Source organism: Serratia sp. Sp408 (assembly GCF_057180665.1).
Map to the genome: position 1 here is coordinate 212,112 of NZ_JBXUFT010000002.1, position 20,205 is coordinate 232,316.

The following is a 20,205-nucleotide window of genomic DNA, read 5'->3' on the forward strand; positions in this document are numbered from 1 at the left end:
CTGCGGCGCACTCAAAAACCCTGTTCGCCGGAGGTAAAAGCGCATCAGGATTCCACTCGGACAAGGTTAACGGTTATAGTGGATATTATTAAGTGAAAAATCCCTGCGGAACAACGAAGTCACAAAAGGAGTCATCATGACCTGGGAGTATGCGCTGATTGGTTTGGTGGTCGGTATCGTCATTGGTGCGGTAGCGATGCGCTTTGGTAACCGTAAATTACGTCAACAACAGGTTTTGCAGAACGAACTGGACAAAAGCAAAACCGAGCTGGAAGAGTATCGTCAGGAACTGGTGGGCCACTTTGCCCGCAGCGCAGAGCTGCTGGATAACATGGCGCGTGATTATCGTCAGCTGTATCAGCATATGGCGAAAAGCTCCAACAACCTGCTGCCGGATCTGCCGATGCAGGAAAACCCGTTCCGCTATCGTCTGACCGAATCCGAAGCGGACAACGATCAGGCGCCGGTTGAAATGCCGCGCGACTACTCAGAAGGCGCTTCCGGCCTGCTGCGTGGCGCACCGCGCCGCGACTAGCCGTTACTGTTCAGCCCGTGAGCCACTGCGCCACGGGCTTTTGCTTCCGTCCGCTTACCGTTCCCCGCCCTTGCGCTATGCTTAAGGCAATACTTCAGTGAACTTTTCACGCAAATTCACCGTCTTAACTTCACTGTGGCAACGCAATTGCCTTATCATCACACTTTCACCGGCAGGTATTGAGAGAGTTATCATCAATGAAGAAAAAGTCGTTAATACTTAGTGCACTCGCAATGAGCATTGGCCTGACGCTCGCCTCCGTACCGGTGGCCAACGCGGCTTTACCACTCGCCGTTCAGGGGCAGCAATTGCCAAGCCTGGCGCCGATGTTGGAAAAAGTGTTACCCGCAGTGGTCAGCGTGCATATTGAAGGGACTCAGGTGCAACGCCAGCAATTGCCAGAAGAATTCAAATATTTCTTCGGCCCCAATTTCCCTACGCAAAAGCAAAGCTCCCGCCCGTTTGAAGGGTTGGGCTCCGGCGTGATTATCGATGCCGCCAAAGGCTATATCCTGACCAACAACCACGTCATCGCCAACGCCGACAAAATCAAGGTACAGCTGAACGATGGTCGTGAGTTCGACGCCAAACTGATTGGCCGCGATGAACAGACCGACATCGCGCTGCTGCAAGTCACCGCCAAAAACCTGAGCGCGGTAAAAATGGCCGATTCCGACACGCTGCGCGTTGGCGACTTCGCCGTCGCCGTCGGTAACCCGTTCGGACTGGGCCAGACCGCCACCTCGGGCATTATCTCTGCCCTGGGCCGCAGCGGCCTGAATCTGGAAGGGTTGGAAAACTTTATCCAGACCGACGCCTCGATCAACCGCGGCAACTCCGGCGGCGCCCTGGTCAACCTGAACGGTGAGCTGATCGGCATCAACACCGCTATTCTGGCGCCGGGCGGCGGCAACATCGGCATCGGCTTCGCCATCCCGAGCAATATGGTGCAGAACCTCAGCCAGCAGTTGATCGAATTTGGCGAAGTCAAACGCGGTCTGCTCGGCATCAAGGGGAGCGAAATGACGGCGGACATGGCGAAGGCGTTCAACACCGACGCCCAGCGCGGCGCGTTTGTCAGCGAAGTACTGCCGAAGTCTGCGGCTGCCAAGGCCGGCATCAAGGCCGGTGACATACTGGTGTCGGTGGACGGCAAGCCGGTCAGCAGCTTTGCCGAGCTGCGCGCCAAGGTCGGAACCACCGCACCGGGTAAAACCATCAAGGTCGGTCTGTTGCGCGACGGTAAGCCGCAGGAAGTGTCGGTGACGCTGGATAATAGCGAAACGGCCACCACCAGCGCGGAAACGCTTTCTCCCGCGTTGCAGGGCGCGTCACTCAGCAATGGCGCTATTACCGGCGGTGCAAAAGGTGTCAAAATCGACAACGTCGAAAAGGGCACGCCGGCAGCCCAGGTAGGCCTGCAAAAAGGCGATGTGATTATCGGCATCAACCGTCAGCGGGTGGAAAACATCACCGCGCTGCGCAAAGTGCTGGCAGCCAAACCACCGGTTATGGCGCTCAACATCGTGCGCGGCGGCGAAACCCTGTATTTGCTGTTGCGTTAATTTGTGCAAAAACCGGGCTCGGTAACATACTGTGCCCGGTTAACTCGTGGTATTCTCCGTCCATCTTCCATTTCACGTATTAAAACTCCATGTTTGCTAAGCTCTTGCGTTCCGTTGTAATTGGTTTGATCGTTGCCGGCCTGCTGTTGGCAGCGCTTCCCGTGCTGCGCTCGTCCAATCAACTGTTTGCAACCAAGCTTGAGAGCACCGTCGACGAAACGCCGACCAGTTATAACAAGGCCGTGCGCCGTGCGGCACCGGCGGTGGTCAATATTTATAATCGCAACATGAACGGCGCACCAAACGTGCTTTCGCTGGGGTCAGGTGTGATCATGAACGATCGCGGCTATATCCTCACCAACCGTCACGTGGTCAAGGATGCGCAGCAAATCACCGTGGTATTGCAGGATGGCCGGCGCTACGAAGCCCTGCTGGTCGGCTCCGACAGCCTGACCGATCTGGCGGTATTGAAAATCGATCCCGGCAATCTGCCGGTGATTCCGATCAACACCAAACGCTCGGCACATATCGGCGATGTGGTATTGGCCATCGGCAACCCGTATAACCTCGGCCAGACCGTGACCCAGGGGATTATCAGCGCCACCGGCCGCATCAGCCTGAGCACCACTGGTCGCCAGACCTTCCTGCAAACCGATGCGTCGATTAACCGCGGTAACTCCGGCGGCGCGTTGGTCAACTCGCTGGGTGAACTGATGGGCATCAATACCCTGACCTATGACAAAGTCACCGACGGCGAAACCCCCGAGGGCTTGGGCTTCGCCATTCCAACCGAACTGGCCACCAAAATCCTCGACAAACTGATCCGTGATGGCCGGGTGATTCGTGGTTACTTCGGTATCCAGGGCAAGGAGATCATCCCGCTGCGCACCTCCACGTCGGGTATTGAACGTCTGCAAGGCATCATCGTCACGGAAATCACGCCAAACGGCCCGGCCGCCAACGCGGGTTTCCATATCAACGACGTGATCGTCAACGTAGACAACAAACCGGCGGTCGCGGTGCTGGAAACCATGGATCAGGTCGCGGAGATACGCCCGGGGACGGAAATCCCGGTGGTGGTATTGCGCGATGGCAAACGCATAACGTTGCAGATGACGGTGGGTGAATTCCCCGAAGACAGTAACTGAGATAAAAAAAGCCCGACTGAATCAGCCGGGCTTTCGCAGGTTAAATGACGCAATTGCGCAGTCGTTACTCGCCTTTCACCCGCTCGATATTGGCGCCCAGCGCGCGCAGCTTGTCTTCGATACGCTCATAGCCACGATCGATGTGATAAATACGATCGACAATGGTCACGCCGTCGGCAATGCAGCCGGCCAATACCAGGCTGGCTGACGCGCGCAGATCGGTCGCCATCACCTGCGCACCGGACAGTTGCTCAACCCCGTGACAAATCACCGTATTGCTCTCGATTTCCGCGTGTGCCCCCATGCGAATCAGCTCAGGCACGTGCATAAAGCGGTTTTCGAAGATGGTCTCGGTAATCACGCCAGTCCCTTCTGCCACCAGATTCAACAGGCTGAATTGCGCCTGCATGTCGGTCGGGAAGCCGGGGTGCGGCGCCGTGCGCACGGTCACCGCTTTTGGCCGCTGGCCATGCATATCCAGACTGATCCAGTCTTCGCCGACTTCAATGTCGGCACCGGCTTCGCGTAGCTTGGCCAATACCGCATCCAGCGTATCGGGACGGGTATCGCGACACAGCACCTTACCGCCGGAAATCGCCGCCGCTACCAGGAAAGTCCCGGTTTCGATACGATCGGGCAGTACGCGGTATACGCCGCCGCCCAGGCGTTCGACGCCTTCGATGATGATTTTGTCGCTGCCGGCGCCGCTGATCTTGGCGCCCAGGGTGTTAAGGAAGTTGGCGGTATCGACAATTTCCGGCTCACGCGCGGCGTTTTCGATAATGGTGGTACCGGTCGCCAGCGTCGCCGCGCTCATGATGGTGACGGTAGCGCCAACGCTCACCTTGTCCATGACGATATGCGCGCCTTTCAGGCGGCCGTCAACCGACGCTTTAACGTAGCCTTCTTCCAGTTTGATTTCCGCACCCAACTGCTCCAGGCCGGTGATGTGCAGATCGACCGGACGCGCACCGATGGCGCAGCCGCCCGGCAGAGAAACCTGACCACGACCAAAGCGTGCCACCAGCGGCCCCAGCGCCCAAATGGAAGCACGCATGGTTTTCACCAGATCGTATGGAGCGCAAAACTCATGTACACCGCTGGCATCAACGAATACCGAACCGTTGCGCTCAATCTTGGTGCCAAGCTGGTTGAGTAGCTTAATGGTGGTGTCGATGTCCTTTAATTTAGGAACATTCTGTAGCTCAACCGGCTCTTCTGCCAATAGCGCAGCAAACAGAATCGGCAGGGCAGCATTTTTCGCCCCGGAAATAGCCACTTCACCGCTCAGGCGGGTCCGGCCCTGCACTCGAAATTTATCCATCTGACTACTCTCTGTTATGTCATTAATCTGGCCCTGCATAGCGGGAACCACATCGGCGCTGGCAAGGCGTTGTTCGCCCTGTCCATCGCTCTGGCTGGGTTGGCTGCGCTACACCGTCGCCAATCCAGCCTCGAGATTTACCGCGCGAGCCACGTGGTCAACCACGCCGCCGATACGCCGCTTGCGCCCGCCTGATGCAACGCCGTTTATGTTGGGTATCGCTGACAGCCCCGAGGGGACGCCGCCTTACAATCCGTTGAGTTTGCGATCGCGCTGCCACTCTTCAGGGGTATATGCCTTGATCGACAACGCATGAATGCGATTGTCCGCAATGTATTCCATCAGCGGCGCATAAACGGCCTGCTGTTTTTTTACCCGACTCATGGTGGCAAAGATCTCGCCCACCGCAATCACCTGGAAGTGACTGCCGTCGCCGGTTACGTGTACTTCTTGCAGTGCCAACGCGTTCATCAGCACGTCTTTAATTTCGTTATTTTCCATAGTATCCAGTTCTGCTGTAAAGGATCATAATCAGCCTGACATCTTAGAGGAATACGGCGCTTTCTTAAACTAAAGAAAAAGCCCCTGTGTAACAGGGGCTTTCTGGGTAAACGCAACCAAAACGCCAGATAAACGCGCTAAACGGCGGTATCGACAGGCATTATTTCTTGCAGGTTGTACAAGGTAATCAGCGTTTTCAGCCGATCGGTGGCCCCGATAATCTGCAACTCTACGCCCTGGCGTTGCTGCTGCGCACGCAGGTGCACCAGCAGCGCCAATCCGGACGAGTCAACCCGTTGCAACTGCGCCACGTCGACGGCGGTTTTACCCGCCAGCAGGGTTTCACGCTGTTGCCATAGCGGCAGCAACGTTTCCCGATCCAAATCGCCGCTCAGTACCAGCGTTTGCTGCTGTGCGTCAAAGCGAAGAGATGGCGCCATTACTTTTTCTGATCCAGGGTAATCGGCTGTTGGGCTGCGGCCTGCAACTGCTGGGTCAGGCCATCGATGCCTTTGGTACGCAGCGTAGATGCCCACTCGTTCTGCTTGGTGGTGATCATGCTGACGCCTTCGGCGATCATGTCATAAGCCTGCCAGTTACCGGTTTTGCTGTTTTTACGCCATTGGAAATCCAGACGAACCGGCGGGCGACCGTCGGTATCGATGATGGTCACGCGAATGGCGATGATATCTGCGTTACCCAACGGTTTTTCCGGCGCAATCTGGTAGGTCTGACCGTGATACAGCGCCAGCGCCTGACCATAAGCCTGTTCCAGATAGGCCTGGAACGCCGTGAAGTACGCTTGGCGCTGCGCCGGCGTAGCTTCTTTGTAATAACGACCCAGCACCAGCGCACCGGCGTATTTTACCTGTACGTAGGGCATCAGTTCCTGATGCACGATAGTCCGCAGATAGTTGGGATCCTGCTTGATTTTCGGCTGCTCGTTTTTCAGGCGGTCGAAGGTTTTTTGCGCCGCTTCTTGCATCATGCTGTACGGATTGGTTTGATCCGCCGCGTTCGCCAGCGGTGCAACCACCAGCAGGGCAACCATCAATAAACGTTTAAACATGCAGGCTTCCTCTTTTAATGACTCGGGGTGGCAGATGGCGTGGCGTCGTCGGCAGCCGGCGCATTGGCCGCATCTCCCGGCTTGGCTGCGCCATCCTGACCGCCGCTTTTGTACAGGAACTGGCCGATCAAGTCTTCCAGAACCATTGCTGATTTGGTGTCCTGAATGGTGCCGCCGTCCTTCAGGATAGACGTGCCCATATCCGGATCTTCAAAACCGACGTTCAATGCCAGGTACTGTTCCCCAAGCAGACCAGAAGTGCGGATCGCCAGCGAGCTGGTGTCCGGGATCTGGTCATACTTGTCCTGAATATCCAGCGCGACGCGTGGCGTATAGGTTTTGGGATCGAGTGCGATATCCGCTACTCGACCAATCACCACCCCGCCGATCTTCACCGGTGAGCGCGGTTTCAGGCCGCCAATATTGTCGAATGTGGCATAGATACGGTAGGTCGGCTCATTGCCGATCGATTTGACGTTCGCCACCTGCAAGCAGATAAAAATGATGGCGCACAGCGCGATCAGCATAAATGCCCCAACCCAGATTTCACTTTTTTTCGTTTGCATCGACTCAATTCCCAAACATCAGTGCTGTCAGCACGAAATCCAATCCCAACACCGCCAGAGACGAATGTACCACGGTTCGGGTCGTTGCCCGGCTGATCCCTTCGGAGGTCGGCACCGCGTCATACCCGTTAAAGATAGCAATCCAGGTAACGGTGATGGCAAATACCACGCTCTTGATCAGGCAGTTAAGCAAATCCTGACGCCATTCTACGGCGCCCTGCATCGCCGACCAGAAGAAGCCGCTATCGATGCCCTTCCAGTCTACGCCAACCACTGAACCGCCCCAGATACCCACGGCGACAAAAATGATAGTCAACAGCGGCATGCTGATAAGACCGGCCCAGAAACGGGGCGCCGCAATGCGCCGCAGCGGATCGACCGCCATCATTTCCAGGCTGGAGATTTGTTCGGTGGCTTTCATCAGGCCGATTTCCGCCGTGAGCGCCGAGCCGGCACGGCCGGCGAACAGCAGCGCGGTCACCACCGGCCCGAGTTCACGCAGCAACGACAACGCCACCATCATGCCGAGGCTGGCTTCGGCGCTGTAAGTGGTCAGTACCAGATAACCTTGCAGCCCCAGCACCATGCCGATAAACAGCCCGGAAACCATAATGATCAGCAATGATTGCACGCCGACGCTGTGCAGCTGCTTCACCAGCAACGGCCATTGCCTGCGCGGTTCGGGTCGCCCGACCAGCGCCCCCCACAGCATCAGTCCCGCACGGCCAAAGGCGGCACTGGTGTTGATGCCTCGGCGTCCAAAAGACGCTAACGCCTGTAATAACATGAGGATAGTTACTCCCTTATCCTAGCAGTTCGGCACGGTAATCACCGGCCGGATAACGGAATGGCACCGGCCCATCGGCAATACCATCCAGAAACTGGCGCACCCGCGCATCGGGATTATTGTGTAATTCCGGCGTGGTGCCTTCGGCAATCACGCGGTTTTCCGCCACAATGTAAGCATAATCGGCAATGCTCAGTACTTCCGGCACATCGTGCGATACCACAATGCAGGTGATACCCAGCGCGTGGTTCAGTTCGTCAATCAGCTTCACCAGTACGCCCATGGTGATCGGATCCTGGCCAACGAACGGCTCATCGAACATGATCAGTTGCGGATCGAGCGCAATGGCGCGTGCCAGCGCCGCACGCCGTGCCATACCGCCGGACAGTTCGTTGGGCATCAGCTCGGCCGCACCACGCAGGCCGACCGCCTCCAGCTTCATCAGTACGGTGGTGCGCAGGATTTCTTCCGGCAACGCGCTGTGCTCACGCAGCGGAAACGCCACGTTTTCAAACACCGTCAGGTCAGTGAATAACGCACCGGACTGAAACAGCATGCTCATTTTTTTGCGCGATTCGTACAGCTGATGACGTGACAGCGCGGGAATGTTATCACCGTCAAACCAGATTTCGCCGCGGTCCGGCGCCAGTTGGCCGCCGATCAGGCGCAGTAGCGTGGTTTTACCGATGCCGGACGGCCCCATGATCGCCGTCACCTTGCCGCGGGGAACCGTCAGATTGATGTCTTCAAATATCAGCCGATCGCCACGTGAAAAACTCATGCCACGCACTTCGACCAGATTGTCTGCCTTCTGAAGCATGTTTGGATCCTTACATACCGCTCATTTGACGGATTTCTGCGCCCTGTTCGACGCATTGGGATACGAATTTACCCGTGATAATAATCGAATGGGCGCCACGCGGCCTATTTTTACAAAAACTTACCCGCATTTCGCTACCAATGGTGCCATTGGTTTTACTTTTGTGCTGCACACGGTCAAAATTAGACATAAAACGCAAAAAAATGAAACTGAACGAATTTTAGCCTGGGAAACGCGTCGCGACACTGTCGCAGACCAATATGGGCAAGCAAGATAGCTGAATTGCAGCATTTAACCAACGAACGGGATAATCCCCCCAAGGACTTTGCATGTTTCTCGCGATAGCGTTACTTATCGTTGGTTTATTTTTATTGGTGTATGGCGCCGACCGACTGGTGTATGGCGCAGCGGTCATTTCCCGTTCGTTGGGCGTTCCGCCGCTGATTATCGGCATGACCATCGTCGGCATCGGCACTTCGCTGCCGGAACTGATCGTGTCGGTTACCGCCGCCCTGAACGGCCAGATCGACATGGCGGTCGGCAACGTACTGGGCTCCAACATTACCAATATCCTGCTGATACTGGGCGTTGCCGCGTTGATCCATCCGCTGGCAGCTCGTTCGCAAGTGCTGCGGCGCGAACTGCCGCTGATGTTGGCGGTCACAGTATTATGCGGCTTTGTGCTGATGGACAGCCACCTGAGTCGACTGGACGGGATCATTCTGCTGGCCGCCGCCGCCGGGTTTATCATGCTGATGCTGAAAATCGCCCGGCTGGCGCAGCGCGAAGGCAACGACAGCCTGACGGTGGAGCAAATTGCCGAACTGCCGCAGGACAGCAGCAACACCGTGGCGATGCTGTGGCTGCTGCTGGCGTTTATCATCTTGCCGCTCTCCTCGCGAATGATTGTCGATAACGCGACGGCGATCGCCCATTATTTCGGCCTGAGCGAACTGGTGGTCGGGTTAACCATCATTGCGGTCGGCACCAGTTTGCCCGAGCTTGCCACCTCTATCGCCGGCGCACTGAAAGGTGAAGACGATATGGCGATAGGCAATATTATCGGCTCGAATATTTTCAACTCGGTGATCGTACTCGGCGTCCCGGCGCTGCTGTCACCGGGCAGCATCAATCCAGCCGCTTACCAACGCGACTATTGGGTAATGTTGGCGGTCAGCGTGGTGCTCAGCGCACTGTGCATCGGCCGTAAACATCGCATCGGCCATCTGGCGGGTGCTCTGTTATTATGTGGCTTTATTGCGTATCTTGCGGTGCTGTTTTTCAACCCTTTCAGCATAGTTGGCGGTGGCCAATAGCGGCGGGGAAACGCAGAGCGCGCAAGCGGCGAACGATAACCGCCGCCTATGCCCCTGCCATCGTAACGGATGCAGGTCTAACCGACGGGAACAAGCATGTCGAACATTGAGTTGCAAGCTGGCTTCGATTTTCAGCAAGCCGGTAAAGAAGTGCTTCAGATCGAACGTGACGGGCTGGCCCAGCTCGATCGCTACATCAACGACGATTTTACCCGCGCCTGCGAAGCGATCGCCGCCTGCGGCGGTAAAGTGGTGGTGATGGGCATGGGCAAATCCGGCCACATCGGCTGCAAGATTGCCGCCACCTTCGCCAGCACCGGTACGCCATCATTCTTCGTGCATCCTGCCGAAGCCAGCCATGGCGATCTCGGCATGGTCACGGCGCAAGACATCGTACTGGCGATTTCCAACTCCGGCGAGTCCAACGAGATTCAGGCGTTGATCCCGGTACTGAAGCGCCAGCGCATCCCGTTGATCTGCATGACCAACAATCCCGACAGTTCCATGGGCAAGGCCGCAGACATTCATCTGTGTATCAAAGTGCCGCAGGAAGCCTGCCCGCTCGGCCTGGCGCCGACCACCAGCACCACCGCAACGCTGGTGATGGGCGACGCGCTGGCGGTAGCGCTATTGAAGGCTCGCGGTTTTACCCCGGAAGATTTTGCGCTGTCGCATCCCGGCGGCGCGCTGGGTCGCCGCCTGTTACTGCGCGTCACTGATATCATGCACAGCGGCGACGAAATTCCGCACGTCAGCGCCGATGCGTCGCTGCGCGACGCACTGTTGGAAATCACCCGCAAGAACCTTGGCATGACGGTGGTCTGCAACGATCTGATGAAAATTGCCGGTATCTTTACCGATGGCGACCTGCGCCGGGTGTTTGATATGGGCATCGACCTGAACCATGCCAGGATCGCCGACGTCATGACGCTCGGTGGTGTGCGGGTGCGTCCGAACACCCTGGCGGTGGATGCGCTCAACCTGATGCAGCAGCGCCATATTACCGCGCTGCTGGTTGCCGATGGCGACCAGTTGCTGGGTGTGGTACATATGCATGACATGCTGCGCGCCGGCGTGGTATGAGTTTCAGGCTGCCGCTGCGCCCAGCCTGTTTTAGAAAGAAGTCCTGAGGATATTGAATGAGTACGGTTGAAACCTGCTACGGGCCGGTAACGGAACAAGTGATGGCACGGGCCGGGAAAATCCGCCTGCTGATTTGCGATGTCGACGGCGTGCTGTCGGATGGCCTGATCTACATGGGCAACAACGGCGAAGAGCTGAAGGCCTTCAACGTGCGCGACGGCTACGGCATTCGCTGCCTGAAAACCTCGGATATCGAGGTAGGTATTATCACCGGCCGCTCCGCCAAATTATTGGAAGATCGGGCAAAAACGCTGGGGATTAGCTATCTGTATCAAGGGCAGTCCGATAAGCTTTTGGCCTTCCGTGAACTGTTGGATACACTGTCGCTGTCGCCGGATCAGGTTGCCTACATCGGCGACGATCTGATCGACTGGCCGGTGATGGCGCAGGTCGGTCTGGCGGTGGCGGTGGCGGATGCCCACCCTCTGCTGACGCCGCGTGCCCATTATGTCACCCGCATTGCCGGTGGCCGTGGCGCAGTGCGTGAACTGTGCGACATCATTCTTTTGGCTCAGAACAAGCTGGAGGACGCCAAAGGGCTGTCGATATGAGCAAAACCAAACTCTGGATCACCATTATACTGACGGTGATCGTGCTAGCCCTGATTGGCTGGAACATGGCGGATTTCGACGACGATAGCACGGCCGAGCCGATGAATACTCAGGCTCCGACCTACCAGAGCCAGCATACGGTCACTATCGTCTACAACCCGGCCGGTAAATTAAGTTATAAACTGGTGGCAGAGGACGTGAAGTATTACACCACCGACGAGCTGAGCTGGTTTACCCAACCGGTGATGACGCTGTTTGATGAAAACGCCGTCGCCACCTGGTCGGTACGCGCCGATCGCGCCAAACTGACCAAAGACCGCATGCTGTATCTGTATGGCCACGTTGAGGTGAACAGCCTGACCACCACCTCGCAACTGGAAAAGATTAAAACGGACAATGCTCAGGTAAACCTGGTGACTCAGGATGTGTCCTCCGATGATGAAGTGACGCTCTTCGGCACCAACTTCACCTCTAACGGCATGAAAATGCGTGGGAACCTGCGGGCCAAAACCGCTGAGCTGATTGATAAGGTTAAGACCAACTATGAAATTCAGAACCAAAAAACAACTCCGTAATCTATTGATTGCCAGCACCGTTTTAGCCGTCAGCGCCCCGGCACTGGCGCTGAAATCCGACTCTGATCAACCGGTGAGCATTGACTCGCTGAAGCAGGCGCTGGATATGCAGAGCAACGTCAGCACGTTCACTGACAACGTGGTGATCAAACAGGGCACCATTGAAATCAAAGCCGACAAGGTGGTGGTGACCCGTCCGGGCGGCGATCAGAACAAGACCTATATCGAAGCGTTCGGCAAGCCGGTCACCTTCTATCAGATGCAGGACAACGGTAAACCGGTGAAAGGCCATGCGCAGAAAGTCCGTTACGATGTGGCGCCGCAGCTGGTTACCCTGACCGGCAATGCCTATCTGGAACAGCTCGACAGCAATGTCAAAGGCGATCGCATCACCTATCTGGTGCAGCAGCAGCAGATGCAGGCGTACAGCGATAAAGGCAACCGCGTGAAGACGGTGCTGGTACCGTCGCAGTTGCAGGACAAAAACGGGCAGCAGAAAAAGAGCAACTAATTACCTATGGCAACACTCATCGCAGAAAATCTGGCGAAAGCCTACAAGGGCCGCAAAGTCGTTGAAGACGTCAGCCTGAAAGTGAATTCCGGCGAAATCGTCGGCCTGTTGGGGCCAAACGGCGCTGGCAAAACCACCACGTTCTACATGGTGGTCGGCATTGTACAGCGTGACGCTGGCCGCATCGTGATTGACGACGAAGACATCAGCATCCTGCCGCTGCACGCCCGTGCGCGCCGCGGTATCGGCTATCTGCCGCAGGAGGCGTCGATTTTCCGCCGTCTGAGCGTGTATGACAACCTGATGGCGGTGCTGGAAATTCGCGAGGACCTGACCAGCGAACAGCGCGCCGACCGCGCCAACGAACTGATGGAAGAGTTCCATATTTCCCATCTGCGCGACAACCTTGGCCAGGCACTGTCCGGTGGTGAACGCCGCCGCGTCGAAATTGCCCGCGCGCTGGCCGCCAACCCGAAATTCATCCTGCTGGATGAGCCGTTTGCCGGGGTTGACCCGATTTCCGTTATCGACATCAAGAAAATCATCGAGCACCTGCGTGACAGCGGCCTGGGCGTGCTGATCACCGACCATAACGTGCGCGAAACGCTGGACGTGTGTGAACGCGCCTATATCGTCAGCCAGGGTAAACTGATCGCCCATGGCACGCCGGACGCCATTTTGGCCGACGAACAGGTGAAACGCGTTTATCTGGGCGAAGAATTCCGCCTGTGATTGCCAGCTGATCCTGACGGACGGCGGTTAACGGAAGTAGAAAAAAGACTATGAAGCAAGGTTTGCAACTCAGGTTCAGTCAACAACTGGCCATGACCCCCCAGCTACAGCAGGCAATTCGCTTGCTGCAGCTGTCCACGCTTGAACTCCAGCAGGAGATCCAACTGGCGTTAGAGAGCAACCCGCTGCTTGAACAAACCGACCTGCACGACGAGATCGACGCAAAGGAAACCACCGAGACCGAAGGCCTGGACACCCGCGAGGCACTGGAACAGAAGGACATGCCGGAAGAGCTGCCGCTGGACGCCACCTGGGATGAAATCTACACCGCCGGTACGCCATCCGGCACCGGTACCGACTACAGCGACGACGAGCTGCCGGTCTATCAGGGCGAAACCACCCAAACGCTGCAAGACTACCTGATGTGGCAGGTGGATCTGACGCCGTTTTCAGATACCGATGCCGCCATTGCCACCTCGATCGTCGATGCCGTGGACGATACTGGCTACCTTACCGTTCCGCTGGAAGACATTCTGGAAAGCATTGGCGACGAGAATGTCTCGATGGACGAAGTGGAAGCCGTACTGAAACGCGTTCAGCGTTTCGATCCTATCGGCGTGGCGGCTCGTGACCTGCGCGACTGCCTGCTGATTCAGCTTTCCCAGTATGCCAAAGACACCCCATACCTCAACGAAGCACGGCAGATCATCAGCGATCACCTGGATTTGCTGGCCAATCACGACTTTCGCAGCCTGATGCGATCAACCCGGCTAAAAGAAGATACACTGAAAGAAGCGATGCTGCTGATTCAGTCACTCGACCCACGCCCGGGGCAGTCGATCAACACCGGTGAATCGGAGTACGTCATTCCCGATGTGCTGGTGCGCAAGGTGCAGGGCAAGTGGGCGGTGGAACTTAACGCCGACAGCATTCCGCGTCTGAAGATCAACCAGCAATATGCCGCACTGGGCAACAGTTCGCGTAGCGAAGCCGATGGCCAGTTTATCCGCAGTAACCTGCAGGAAGCCAAGTGGCTGATCAAAAGCCTGGAAAGCCGTAACGATACGCTACTGAAAGTCACACGCTGCATCGTCGAGCAGCAGGAAGCGTTCTTTGAACAAGGTGAGGAATTTATGAAACCCATGGTACTGGCGGATATCGCACAGGCCGTGGATATGCATGAATCGACGATCTCACGCGTGACCACGCAGAAGTTCCTGCACAGCCCGCGCGGTATTTTCGAATTGAAGTATTTCTTCTCAAGCCACGTGAACACCGACAGCGGCGGCGAAGCCTCCTCGACGGCCATTCGTGCACTGGTGAAGAAATTGATCGCGGCGGAAAACCCCGCCAAACCGCTGAGCGACAGCAAACTGGCCACCCTGCTTTCCGATCAGGGGATCATGGTGGCGCGGCGCACCGTCGCCAAGTACCGAGAGTCTTTGTCCATCCCGCCGTCGAACCAGCGTAAACAGTTGGTTTGACCTCTATAGAGAAGGAAGACATTATGCAGCTCAACATTACCGGACACCACATCGTCATCACCGATCCATTGCGTGAGTTTGTGAACGCCAAATTTGCCAAACTCGAACAGTATTTCGATCGGATCAATCAGGTGTATGTCGTTCTAAGTGTGGAAAAAGTGCAGCAGATCGCAGAAGCGACGCTGCACGTGAATGGAGGCGAGTTGCACGCCACCTCGGAAAAAGAAGATATGTATGCTGCAATTGACTGCCTGATTGATAAACTGGCGCGTCAATTGAACAAACATAAAGACAAACTGAAGCAACACTGACACTCTGGGCCACTTTCCGCCAGAGGTGCTGCTTAACGCAGCCTCAGCTATCGGCGCGTTACCTGTATGGGTAACGCGCCGAACGGTAATCAGGGTTAAAACAGGCGAAAGCCATCTTTTCAGGCGTGATTGGCGCAGGTAGTTTGGCACGACCAGCAAGCAGAACTCTTGCGCACACGTAAGTACGCAAGAGTTCGAGCACTGCCCGGGGCCAGAATGGCCAGTAAAACAGCCTGATAAGCATGGCTTCAAGTGAAGATGAGATGAACAACGAAACAATGCAATTAAGCTCGGTACTGAGTATCGAGTGCACCAGAAGCTCGGTACACTGCAACAGCAAGAAACGCGCTCTGGAAATTATCAGCGAGCTGGCAGCCAAACAACTTAACCTGCCGCCGCAGGTGGTGTTTGACGCGGTTCTCACCCGTGAGCGCATGGGCAGCACCGGTATTGGCAACGGCATTGCCATACCCCATGGAAAACTGGAAGAGGACACCCTGCGGGCCGTTGGCGTGTTTATCCGTCTCGACCAACCGATCGCCTTCGATGCCATCGACAACCAACCGGTCGATCTGCTGTTCGCCTTGCTGGTGCCGGCCGATCAGTGCAAAACGCATTTGCACACCCTGTCTCTGGTTGCCAAGCGTCTGGCGGATAAAACCGTCTGTCGTCGCCTGCGTGCCGCACAGAGTGATGAAGAACTTTACCAAATCATTACCGAATAACCTTTTCGCCGGGGTGACTTCTGGCGTTGATAGCGATACTGTTTATTTGTCATGGAACCCGGTTTGCGCCGGGCTCATATTTTCAACGGCGGTGATAAAAGCCGCCGAGATGCCAGGGGGAGTTGCCACATGGTGCTGATGATTGTCAGCGGCCGTTCCGGTTCAGGGAAATCTGTCGCCTTGCGGGCGCTGGAAGATATGGGGTTTTACTGCGTTGATAACCTGCCCGTGGTGCTGCTGCCGCAGCTTGCCCAGACGCTGGCCGAACGCAACAGCTCCGCGGCGGTGAGCATCGACGTGCGTAACATGCCGGAATCGCCGGAAGTGTTTGAGTATGCCATGACCCAGCTGCCGGACAGTTTTTCGCCGCAGCTGCTGTTCCTCGACGCCGACCGCAATACCCTGATCCGCCGCTACAGTGACACCCGCCGTCTGCATCCGCTTTCCAGCAAGAACCTGTCGTTGGAAAGCGCCATTGATGAAGAAAGCGATCTGCTGGAGCCACTGCGCTCACGCGCCGACCTGATCATCGACACCTCCGAAATGTCCGTGCACGAACTGGCGGAAATGCTGCGTACCCGTCTGTTGGGCAAACGTGAGCGTGAATTGACGATGGTATTCGAATCATTCGGCTTCAAACATGGCATCCCGATCGATGCCGACTACGTGTTTGACGTGCGTTTCCTGCCGAACCCGCACTGGGATCCGAAGCTGCGTCCGATGACCGGCCTGGATAAACCGGTGGCCTCGTTCCTCGATCGCCACACAGAGGTACATAATTTTATCTACCAAACCCGCAGTTATCTCGAACAGTGGCTGCCAATGCTGGAAACCAACAACCGCAGCTATCTGACGGTGGCGATTGGCTGTACCGGCGGTAAACACCGTTCGGTCTACGTGGCGGAACAGCTGGCAGACTACTTCCGTTCGCGCGGCAAAAACGTGCAATCACGCCACCGCACGCTGGAAAAACGCAAACAATGACGGTCAAGCAAACGGTTGAAATCAAAAACAAGCTGGGCATGCATGCTCGCCCGGCGATGAAGCTGTTTGAGCTGGTGCAAAGTTTTGACGCCGAGGTGCTACTGCGTAACGACAGCGGCACCGAAGCCGAAGCCAGCAGCGTCATTGCCCTGCTGATGCTCGACTCCGCCCAGGGCCGCCATATCGAGGTGGAAGCTAGCGGCCCGGAAGAGCAGCAAGCGCTGGCGGCGGTGATTGAGCTGTTCAACTCCGGTTTTGATGAGGACTGAGCCTGGTTAAAACGGCAGAGGCAGAACGCTCAATGCCACGCCAGACCGATTAAATACGGCTCAGGCAGTCGAGCGCCACCGCCTTAAAACTGTCAAAGTCGTTGCTGCCCAGCAGCCGGCTCATCGAACGTTCGCGCACGAAGGTGACGAACAGATCATAAATCGCCATCGCTTCTTCATAATCACTTTTGCTGATCGCCAGCAGGAATACCACCTGCGCCACTTCTCCATCGCCCCAGGCAATGCCCTGTGGCGCCAGCAGCGTCACCACCACGGTTTTTTTCGCCAGCAGGCCCAGTGAATGCGGCAGCGCAATGCCTTCTCCCAGCAGGGTGGAAACGATCGCCTCACGCTCTACCACCGACGGATAGAAGTCCTCACCGACATAACCTTCCTGCTCCAGTTGGCTGCACACTTTGCGGAACAGCTGTTGCTGGGTCAGCGGCTCATTGACGATCATGAAATGGCCGGCGTCAAAGAACTTTTCCAGCATGTACGGCTTGGTACGATCCACCAGAACCAGCTTGCCCAGCTGTTCGAGCTGATATTCGGTCGGGAATGGCGACATCACCACCACCGGCTTGTTTTTCTCGCTGACCCGCGCGTTGGAAATGACAAAATCTTCGTCGATATGGCTGAGCACTTCATAGTCGCGCAGCGAGACAATGCGCGTCACCACCAGCTGCGGATACTTGCGTGCAACCTGCGCCTGGATCATGCGTACCGTCGAATTGCCGGTGTCGCACACCAGCATCACCTGCGGGTGACGTTCATAGCCGATATTGTAATGACGCTCCAGACCGACGCCGATGTGCAGCACCAGATAGCCAATCTCGTTTTCGCTCAGGGTGTAAGGCGTATATTTCCCCCAGCTGGCTACCGCCGCCAGCGTCACGTCGTAGGCCATCGGATAGTGCTGCTTGATGTTGGCCAGCAGCGGGTTGGGGATGTTTATCTGGTATTTCACCCGGGTAATCATGGTCTTGATATGGGTGAGCAGATCGGCACGCAGCTGCTTGTCGCCCTGCAGATTGTAGTTATAGTGTGCGTTGATATAGGACAGGATGTAGTCCACCAGCGCCTCTTCGTCATCGGCGTTGATCTCGCTGGGGCGCACGTCCTGCACCCGTCGTGCCGCGATATTCACCCGCAGATAGGCTTCTTCTGCGGCCGAGACCTCTTTGCCGGCCGCCTTGCCCAGTTCGCCCGCCAGCCAGGTCGACGCCTTGCGCACCCCTTCGTCGCCATCTTCGACGTCAAACTCCGACAGCGGATAACCATCGCTGATGCGGCGCAGCGCCACCGCGCAATAAAAGATCAGATATTGCTCCCCTTCATCGGTCAGACGAATGGCGTACTGTGACAGCAACGGGTGCAGCAGGCCGGCAAAGGTCGCTACCTGCGGTTGCAGCAGGATCTCGTTATTCAGCAACGGATTCTCGGCATCCGCCAGATGCAGCTGGAACAGCAAATCGGTCAGACAGGCGCGGATCGCCATTTCCGAGCCGAACAACTTCATGCCGTAACGCGGTTTGGTTTCGATGGTCAACGGGTAATGCGCCAGCCGTTCCCTCACCTCAGCCATATCGTTTTGCAGCGTACCCCTGCTGACAAACCATTCATCGGCTAAATCCTCCAACTTCAGGGAGAAGGCTGAGGTCAAAAAACGGATCAAAAGATAATGCACGCGCTCCTGGGCGCTACGCGGCGTGGCCTGCTTGCGGCGCTCCTGCTGCTGTAACCCGCTGAACAGCGCCGCGTCGTCCACCTGCAGCCGGTAACCGGCACCGCGGTTATGCACAAAGCGCGCGCCGTATTTTTCCAAAATATCATTAAGCGCAGTGATGTCTGCACGCACCGTGCGGGTAGACACCGCAAAGCGCTTCGCCAGTTCATCCTGCGGCAGCGTTTCACTCTGCAACGCGTCAAACAGATAAGCCAAACGGGGATAAGGGAATCTCACCATCGTCATTCCAATGTCAAGTCGCCCGCCTGCTGCCAGACGGGCCACGGGTTACTGCGCTGCGGGCGCGAATACCATCTGTGAAGGGCTGCCTACCGGGGTATAGCCATCCACGAAACTGAGCGTACCGTTCTGTTGATCGACGCGAAAACGCGTAATGTTATCGCTGCGCTGGTTGAGCGCGTACAGATACCCCCCGTCCGGACTGAGCGTGACGGTGCGTGGATAATCACCGCGCGTCCAGGTTTCGCCCACCCGCGTCATGCTGCCACCGCTGCCGATACTGAACTGCGCAATGCTGTTATGCAGCCGGTTGGCGACGTACAGATTTTTGCCGTCCTGGCTTAGCGTCAATCCGGCGGCAAAATTGGTGCCCTTATAATCCGCCGGCAGAGTGGATGCCGTCTGTAGCGGCGTCAGCGTGCCCTGGTCGCTGTCGAAACGGTAGCTGGTCAGCGTGGACGCCTCTTCGTTCACCAGCAACAGCGTTTTACCGTCCGGGTGGAACACGAAGTGGCGCGGGCCTGCACCAGGCGACGACGCCGCGATCCACGGCGGATCGTTTGGCGTCAGTTCGCCACGGCTATCGTCAAAACGCCACTGGTAGATCCGATCCAGCCCCAAATCGGTTGAGAAAACAAATTTACCACTCGGATCGCTGGCGATCATATGCGCATGCGGGCCATTGTGATCGCTGATGGCAAAGCTGCCCTCCACCGCTGCGGCAGGCCTGCTCGCCCCCGCCGGGCCTTGCTGCTGGCGCACCGAGTTGGCTTGCGCCAGCCGGCCTTCGCTATCCAGCGGAAACGCCGCCACGCTGCCGCTGATATAATTCGCCACCAGCAGATGGCGCCCGTTCGGTGTCAGCGAAAGAAATACCGGCCCGGCGCCCTGCGAATCCACCTGATTCAGTGGCGTCAGGCTACCGTCTCGCTCGCTGATGCGCAGTGCGGTGATCGAACCGTGTTTACCGCCGTTAAAATCTGCCACTTCGCTGGCAACGTACAAGGTACGGCCGCTGGCATCAACCACCAACTGGGCTGGATTGGGCAACGTGCTGACCAGGGTCTTGTCGCTCAGCGCACCGCTGGCGGCATCGACCCGTAGCCGGTAGACCCCTTCACCATTGGGCTGATAAGAACCGATATAGGCAAAATGAGACGGTGTGGACTTCATTGCATCCTCAGCATGCAGCGCCGGGCTGAACATCGCCAGCAGCGCCAGAGATACCGCAAATCGCGTGGTCATACCCTGCCAGTTTCGCATATTTATTCCTTGTATTGGTAAAGAACAACACATTACGAAGCTACGGTGAATCAGCCCGGC

The 20,205-nt window shown here is 56.8% G+C and carries 23 protein-coding genes; 14 read left to right on the plus strand and 9 right to left on the minus strand.

Translation table 11 applies throughout. The features are described 5' to 3' along the window. Positions 1-136 precede the first annotated feature (136 nt). From zapG to degS, 3 genes are all read left to right on the plus strand, one after another. On the plus strand, positions 137-535 hold the full coding sequence (gene zapG, locus AC2AXP_RS11750) for a Z-ring associated protein ZapG (protein WP_004958161.1): 399 nt from the start codon (positions 137-139) through the stop codon (positions 533-535). 197 nt (positions 536-732) lie between these two features. Beyond that, complete coding sequence (gene degQ, locus AC2AXP_RS11755) at positions 733-2,100, plus strand: serine endoprotease DegQ (RefSeq protein WP_004958160.1); 1,368 nt, start codon at positions 733-735, stop codon at positions 2,098-2,100. 89 nt (positions 2,101-2,189) lie between these two features. Continuing rightward, positions 2,190-3,248 carry an outer membrane-stress sensor serine endopeptidase DegS gene (degS, locus tag AC2AXP_RS11760; RefSeq protein ID WP_004958159.1) on the plus strand — a complete coding sequence of 353 codons (1,059 nt, stop codon included), beginning with the start codon at positions 2,190-2,192 and terminating at the stop codon, positions 3,246-3,248. Between the two features lie 64 nt (positions 3,249-3,312). On the opposite strand, the gene murA is transcribed toward degS, so the two are convergent. The 7 genes from murA to mlaF all read right to left on the minus strand — a co-directional run bounded on the left by murA (position 3,313) and on the right by mlaF (position 8,315). Next, positions 3,313-4,572 carry a UDP-N-acetylglucosamine 1-carboxyvinyltransferase gene (murA, locus tag AC2AXP_RS11765; RefSeq protein WP_039991667.1) on the minus strand — a complete coding sequence of 420 codons (1,260 nt, stop codon included), beginning with the start codon at positions 4,570-4,572 and terminating at the stop codon, positions 3,313-3,315. Between the two features lie 246 nt (positions 4,573-4,818). Then, complete coding sequence (gene ibaG, locus AC2AXP_RS11770) at positions 4,819-5,073, minus strand: BolA family iron metabolism protein IbaG (RefSeq protein ID WP_004958153.1); 255 nt, start codon at positions 5,071-5,073, stop codon at positions 4,819-4,821. 137 nt (positions 5,074-5,210) lie between these two features. Next, positions 5,211-5,513 carry a lipid asymmetry maintenance protein MlaB gene (gene mlaB, locus AC2AXP_RS11775; protein WP_004958151.1) on the minus strand — a complete coding sequence of 101 codons (303 nt, stop codon included), beginning with the start codon at positions 5,511-5,513 and terminating at the stop codon, positions 5,211-5,213. Then, entirely contained in the window at positions 5,513-6,142 is a 630-nt protein-coding gene (gene mlaC, locus AC2AXP_RS11780; RefSeq protein ID WP_004958149.1) for a phospholipid-binding protein MlaC, read from the minus strand. Before mlaC ends, mlaB begins: the two co-directional genes overlap by 1 nt. A gap of 14 nt (positions 6,143-6,156) precedes the next feature. After that, the gene (gene mlaD / locus AC2AXP_RS11785) at positions 6,157-6,708 is read right to left on the minus strand and encodes an outer membrane lipid asymmetry maintenance protein MlaD (protein ID WP_004958147.1); all 552 of its coding nucleotides are present in this window, start codon (positions 6,706-6,708) and stop codon (positions 6,157-6,159) included. A gap of 4 nt (positions 6,709-6,712) precedes the next feature. Next, positions 6,713-7,495, minus strand: a complete 783-nt coding sequence (mlaE, locus tag AC2AXP_RS11790; protein ID WP_004958146.1) for a lipid asymmetry maintenance ABC transporter permease subunit MlaE — start codon at positions 7,493-7,495, stop codon at positions 6,713-6,715. 16 nt (positions 7,496-7,511) lie between these two features. Further along, positions 7,512-8,315, minus strand: a complete 804-nt coding sequence (mlaF, locus tag AC2AXP_RS11795) for a phospholipid ABC transporter ATP-binding protein MlaF (protein ID WP_004958144.1) — start codon at positions 8,313-8,315, stop codon at positions 7,512-7,514. 329 nt (positions 8,316-8,644) lie between these two features. Here mlaF and AC2AXP_RS11800 point away from each other — a divergent pair, with 329 nt between their 5' ends. From AC2AXP_RS11800 to npr, 11 genes are all read left to right on the plus strand, one after another. Then, positions 8,645-9,631: a calcium/sodium antiporter gene (locus AC2AXP_RS11800; RefSeq protein ID WP_004958140.1), complete on the plus strand. Its 987-nt coding sequence runs from the start codon at positions 8,645-8,647 to the stop codon at positions 9,629-9,631. Positions 9,632-9,727: 96 nt separating this feature from the next. After that, positions 9,728-10,714 carry an arabinose-5-phosphate isomerase KdsD gene (gene kdsD, locus AC2AXP_RS11805; RefSeq protein ID WP_273869301.1) on the plus strand — a complete coding sequence of 329 codons (987 nt, stop codon included), beginning with the start codon at positions 9,728-9,730 and terminating at the stop codon, positions 10,712-10,714. Positions 10,715-10,770: 56 nt separating this feature from the next. Continuing rightward, on the plus strand, positions 10,771-11,325 hold the full coding sequence (gene kdsC / locus AC2AXP_RS11810) for a 3-deoxy-manno-octulosonate-8-phosphatase KdsC (RefSeq protein ID WP_004958136.1): 555 nt from the start codon (positions 10,771-10,773) through the stop codon (positions 11,323-11,325). Beyond that, positions 11,322-11,900 (plus strand): LPS export ABC transporter periplasmic protein LptC, encoded by a 579-nt coding sequence (gene lptC / locus AC2AXP_RS11815; RefSeq protein ID WP_004958135.1) that lies wholly within the window; start codon positions 11,322-11,324, stop codon positions 11,898-11,900. Before kdsC ends, lptC begins: the two co-directional genes overlap by 4 nt. Next, positions 11,869-12,411, plus strand: a complete 543-nt coding sequence (gene lptA, locus AC2AXP_RS11820; protein WP_039991662.1) for a lipopolysaccharide ABC transporter substrate-binding protein LptA — start codon at positions 11,869-11,871, stop codon at positions 12,409-12,411. The genes lptC and lptA overlap by 32 nt, the downstream gene beginning before the upstream one ends. Positions 12,412-12,417: 6 nt before the next feature. Then, a complete protein-coding gene (gene lptB, locus AC2AXP_RS11825; RefSeq protein WP_004958131.1) occupies positions 12,418-13,143 on the plus strand; it encodes an LPS export ABC transporter ATP-binding protein in 726 nt (241 codons plus the stop codon). 50 nt (positions 13,144-13,193) lie between these two features. Then, positions 13,194-14,627, plus strand: a complete 1,434-nt coding sequence (gene rpoN / locus AC2AXP_RS11830; protein WP_004958127.1) for an RNA polymerase factor sigma-54 — start codon at positions 13,194-13,196, stop codon at positions 14,625-14,627. Positions 14,628-14,650: 23 nt separating this feature from the next. Next, positions 14,651-14,938, plus strand: coding sequence for a ribosome hibernation promoting factor (hpf, locus tag AC2AXP_RS11835; RefSeq protein ID WP_039991660.1), 288 nt, complete (start codon positions 14,651-14,653; stop codon positions 14,936-14,938). Between the two features lie 263 nt (positions 14,939-15,201). Beyond that, positions 15,202-15,663: a PTS IIA-like nitrogen regulatory protein PtsN gene (gene ptsN / locus AC2AXP_RS11840; protein ID WP_088499798.1), complete on the plus strand. Its 462-nt coding sequence runs from the start codon at positions 15,202-15,204 to the stop codon at positions 15,661-15,663. A 129-nt stretch (positions 15,664-15,792) separates the two neighbouring features. Beyond that, on the plus strand, positions 15,793-16,647 hold the full coding sequence (gene rapZ / locus AC2AXP_RS11845) for an RNase adapter RapZ (RefSeq protein WP_004958122.1): 855 nt from the start codon (positions 15,793-15,795) through the stop codon (positions 16,645-16,647). Further along, entirely contained in the window at positions 16,644-16,916 is a 273-nt protein-coding gene (gene npr, locus AC2AXP_RS11850; RefSeq protein ID WP_004958120.1) for a PTS phosphocarrier protein NPr, read from the plus strand. The genes rapZ and npr overlap by 4 nt, the downstream gene beginning before the upstream one ends. A gap of 49 nt (positions 16,917-16,965) precedes the next feature. Here npr and AC2AXP_RS11855 read toward each other — a convergent pair whose 3' ends face one another. Then, complete coding sequence (locus AC2AXP_RS11855; protein ID WP_039991657.1) at positions 16,966-18,882, minus strand: BglG family transcription antiterminator; 1,917 nt, start codon at positions 18,880-18,882, stop codon at positions 16,966-16,968. Between the two features lie 48 nt (positions 18,883-18,930). Then, positions 18,931-20,145, minus strand: coding sequence for a lactonase family protein (locus AC2AXP_RS11860; protein ID WP_484381695.1), 1,215 nt, complete (start codon positions 20,143-20,145; stop codon positions 18,931-18,933). Positions 20,146-20,205 lie beyond the last annotated feature (60 nt).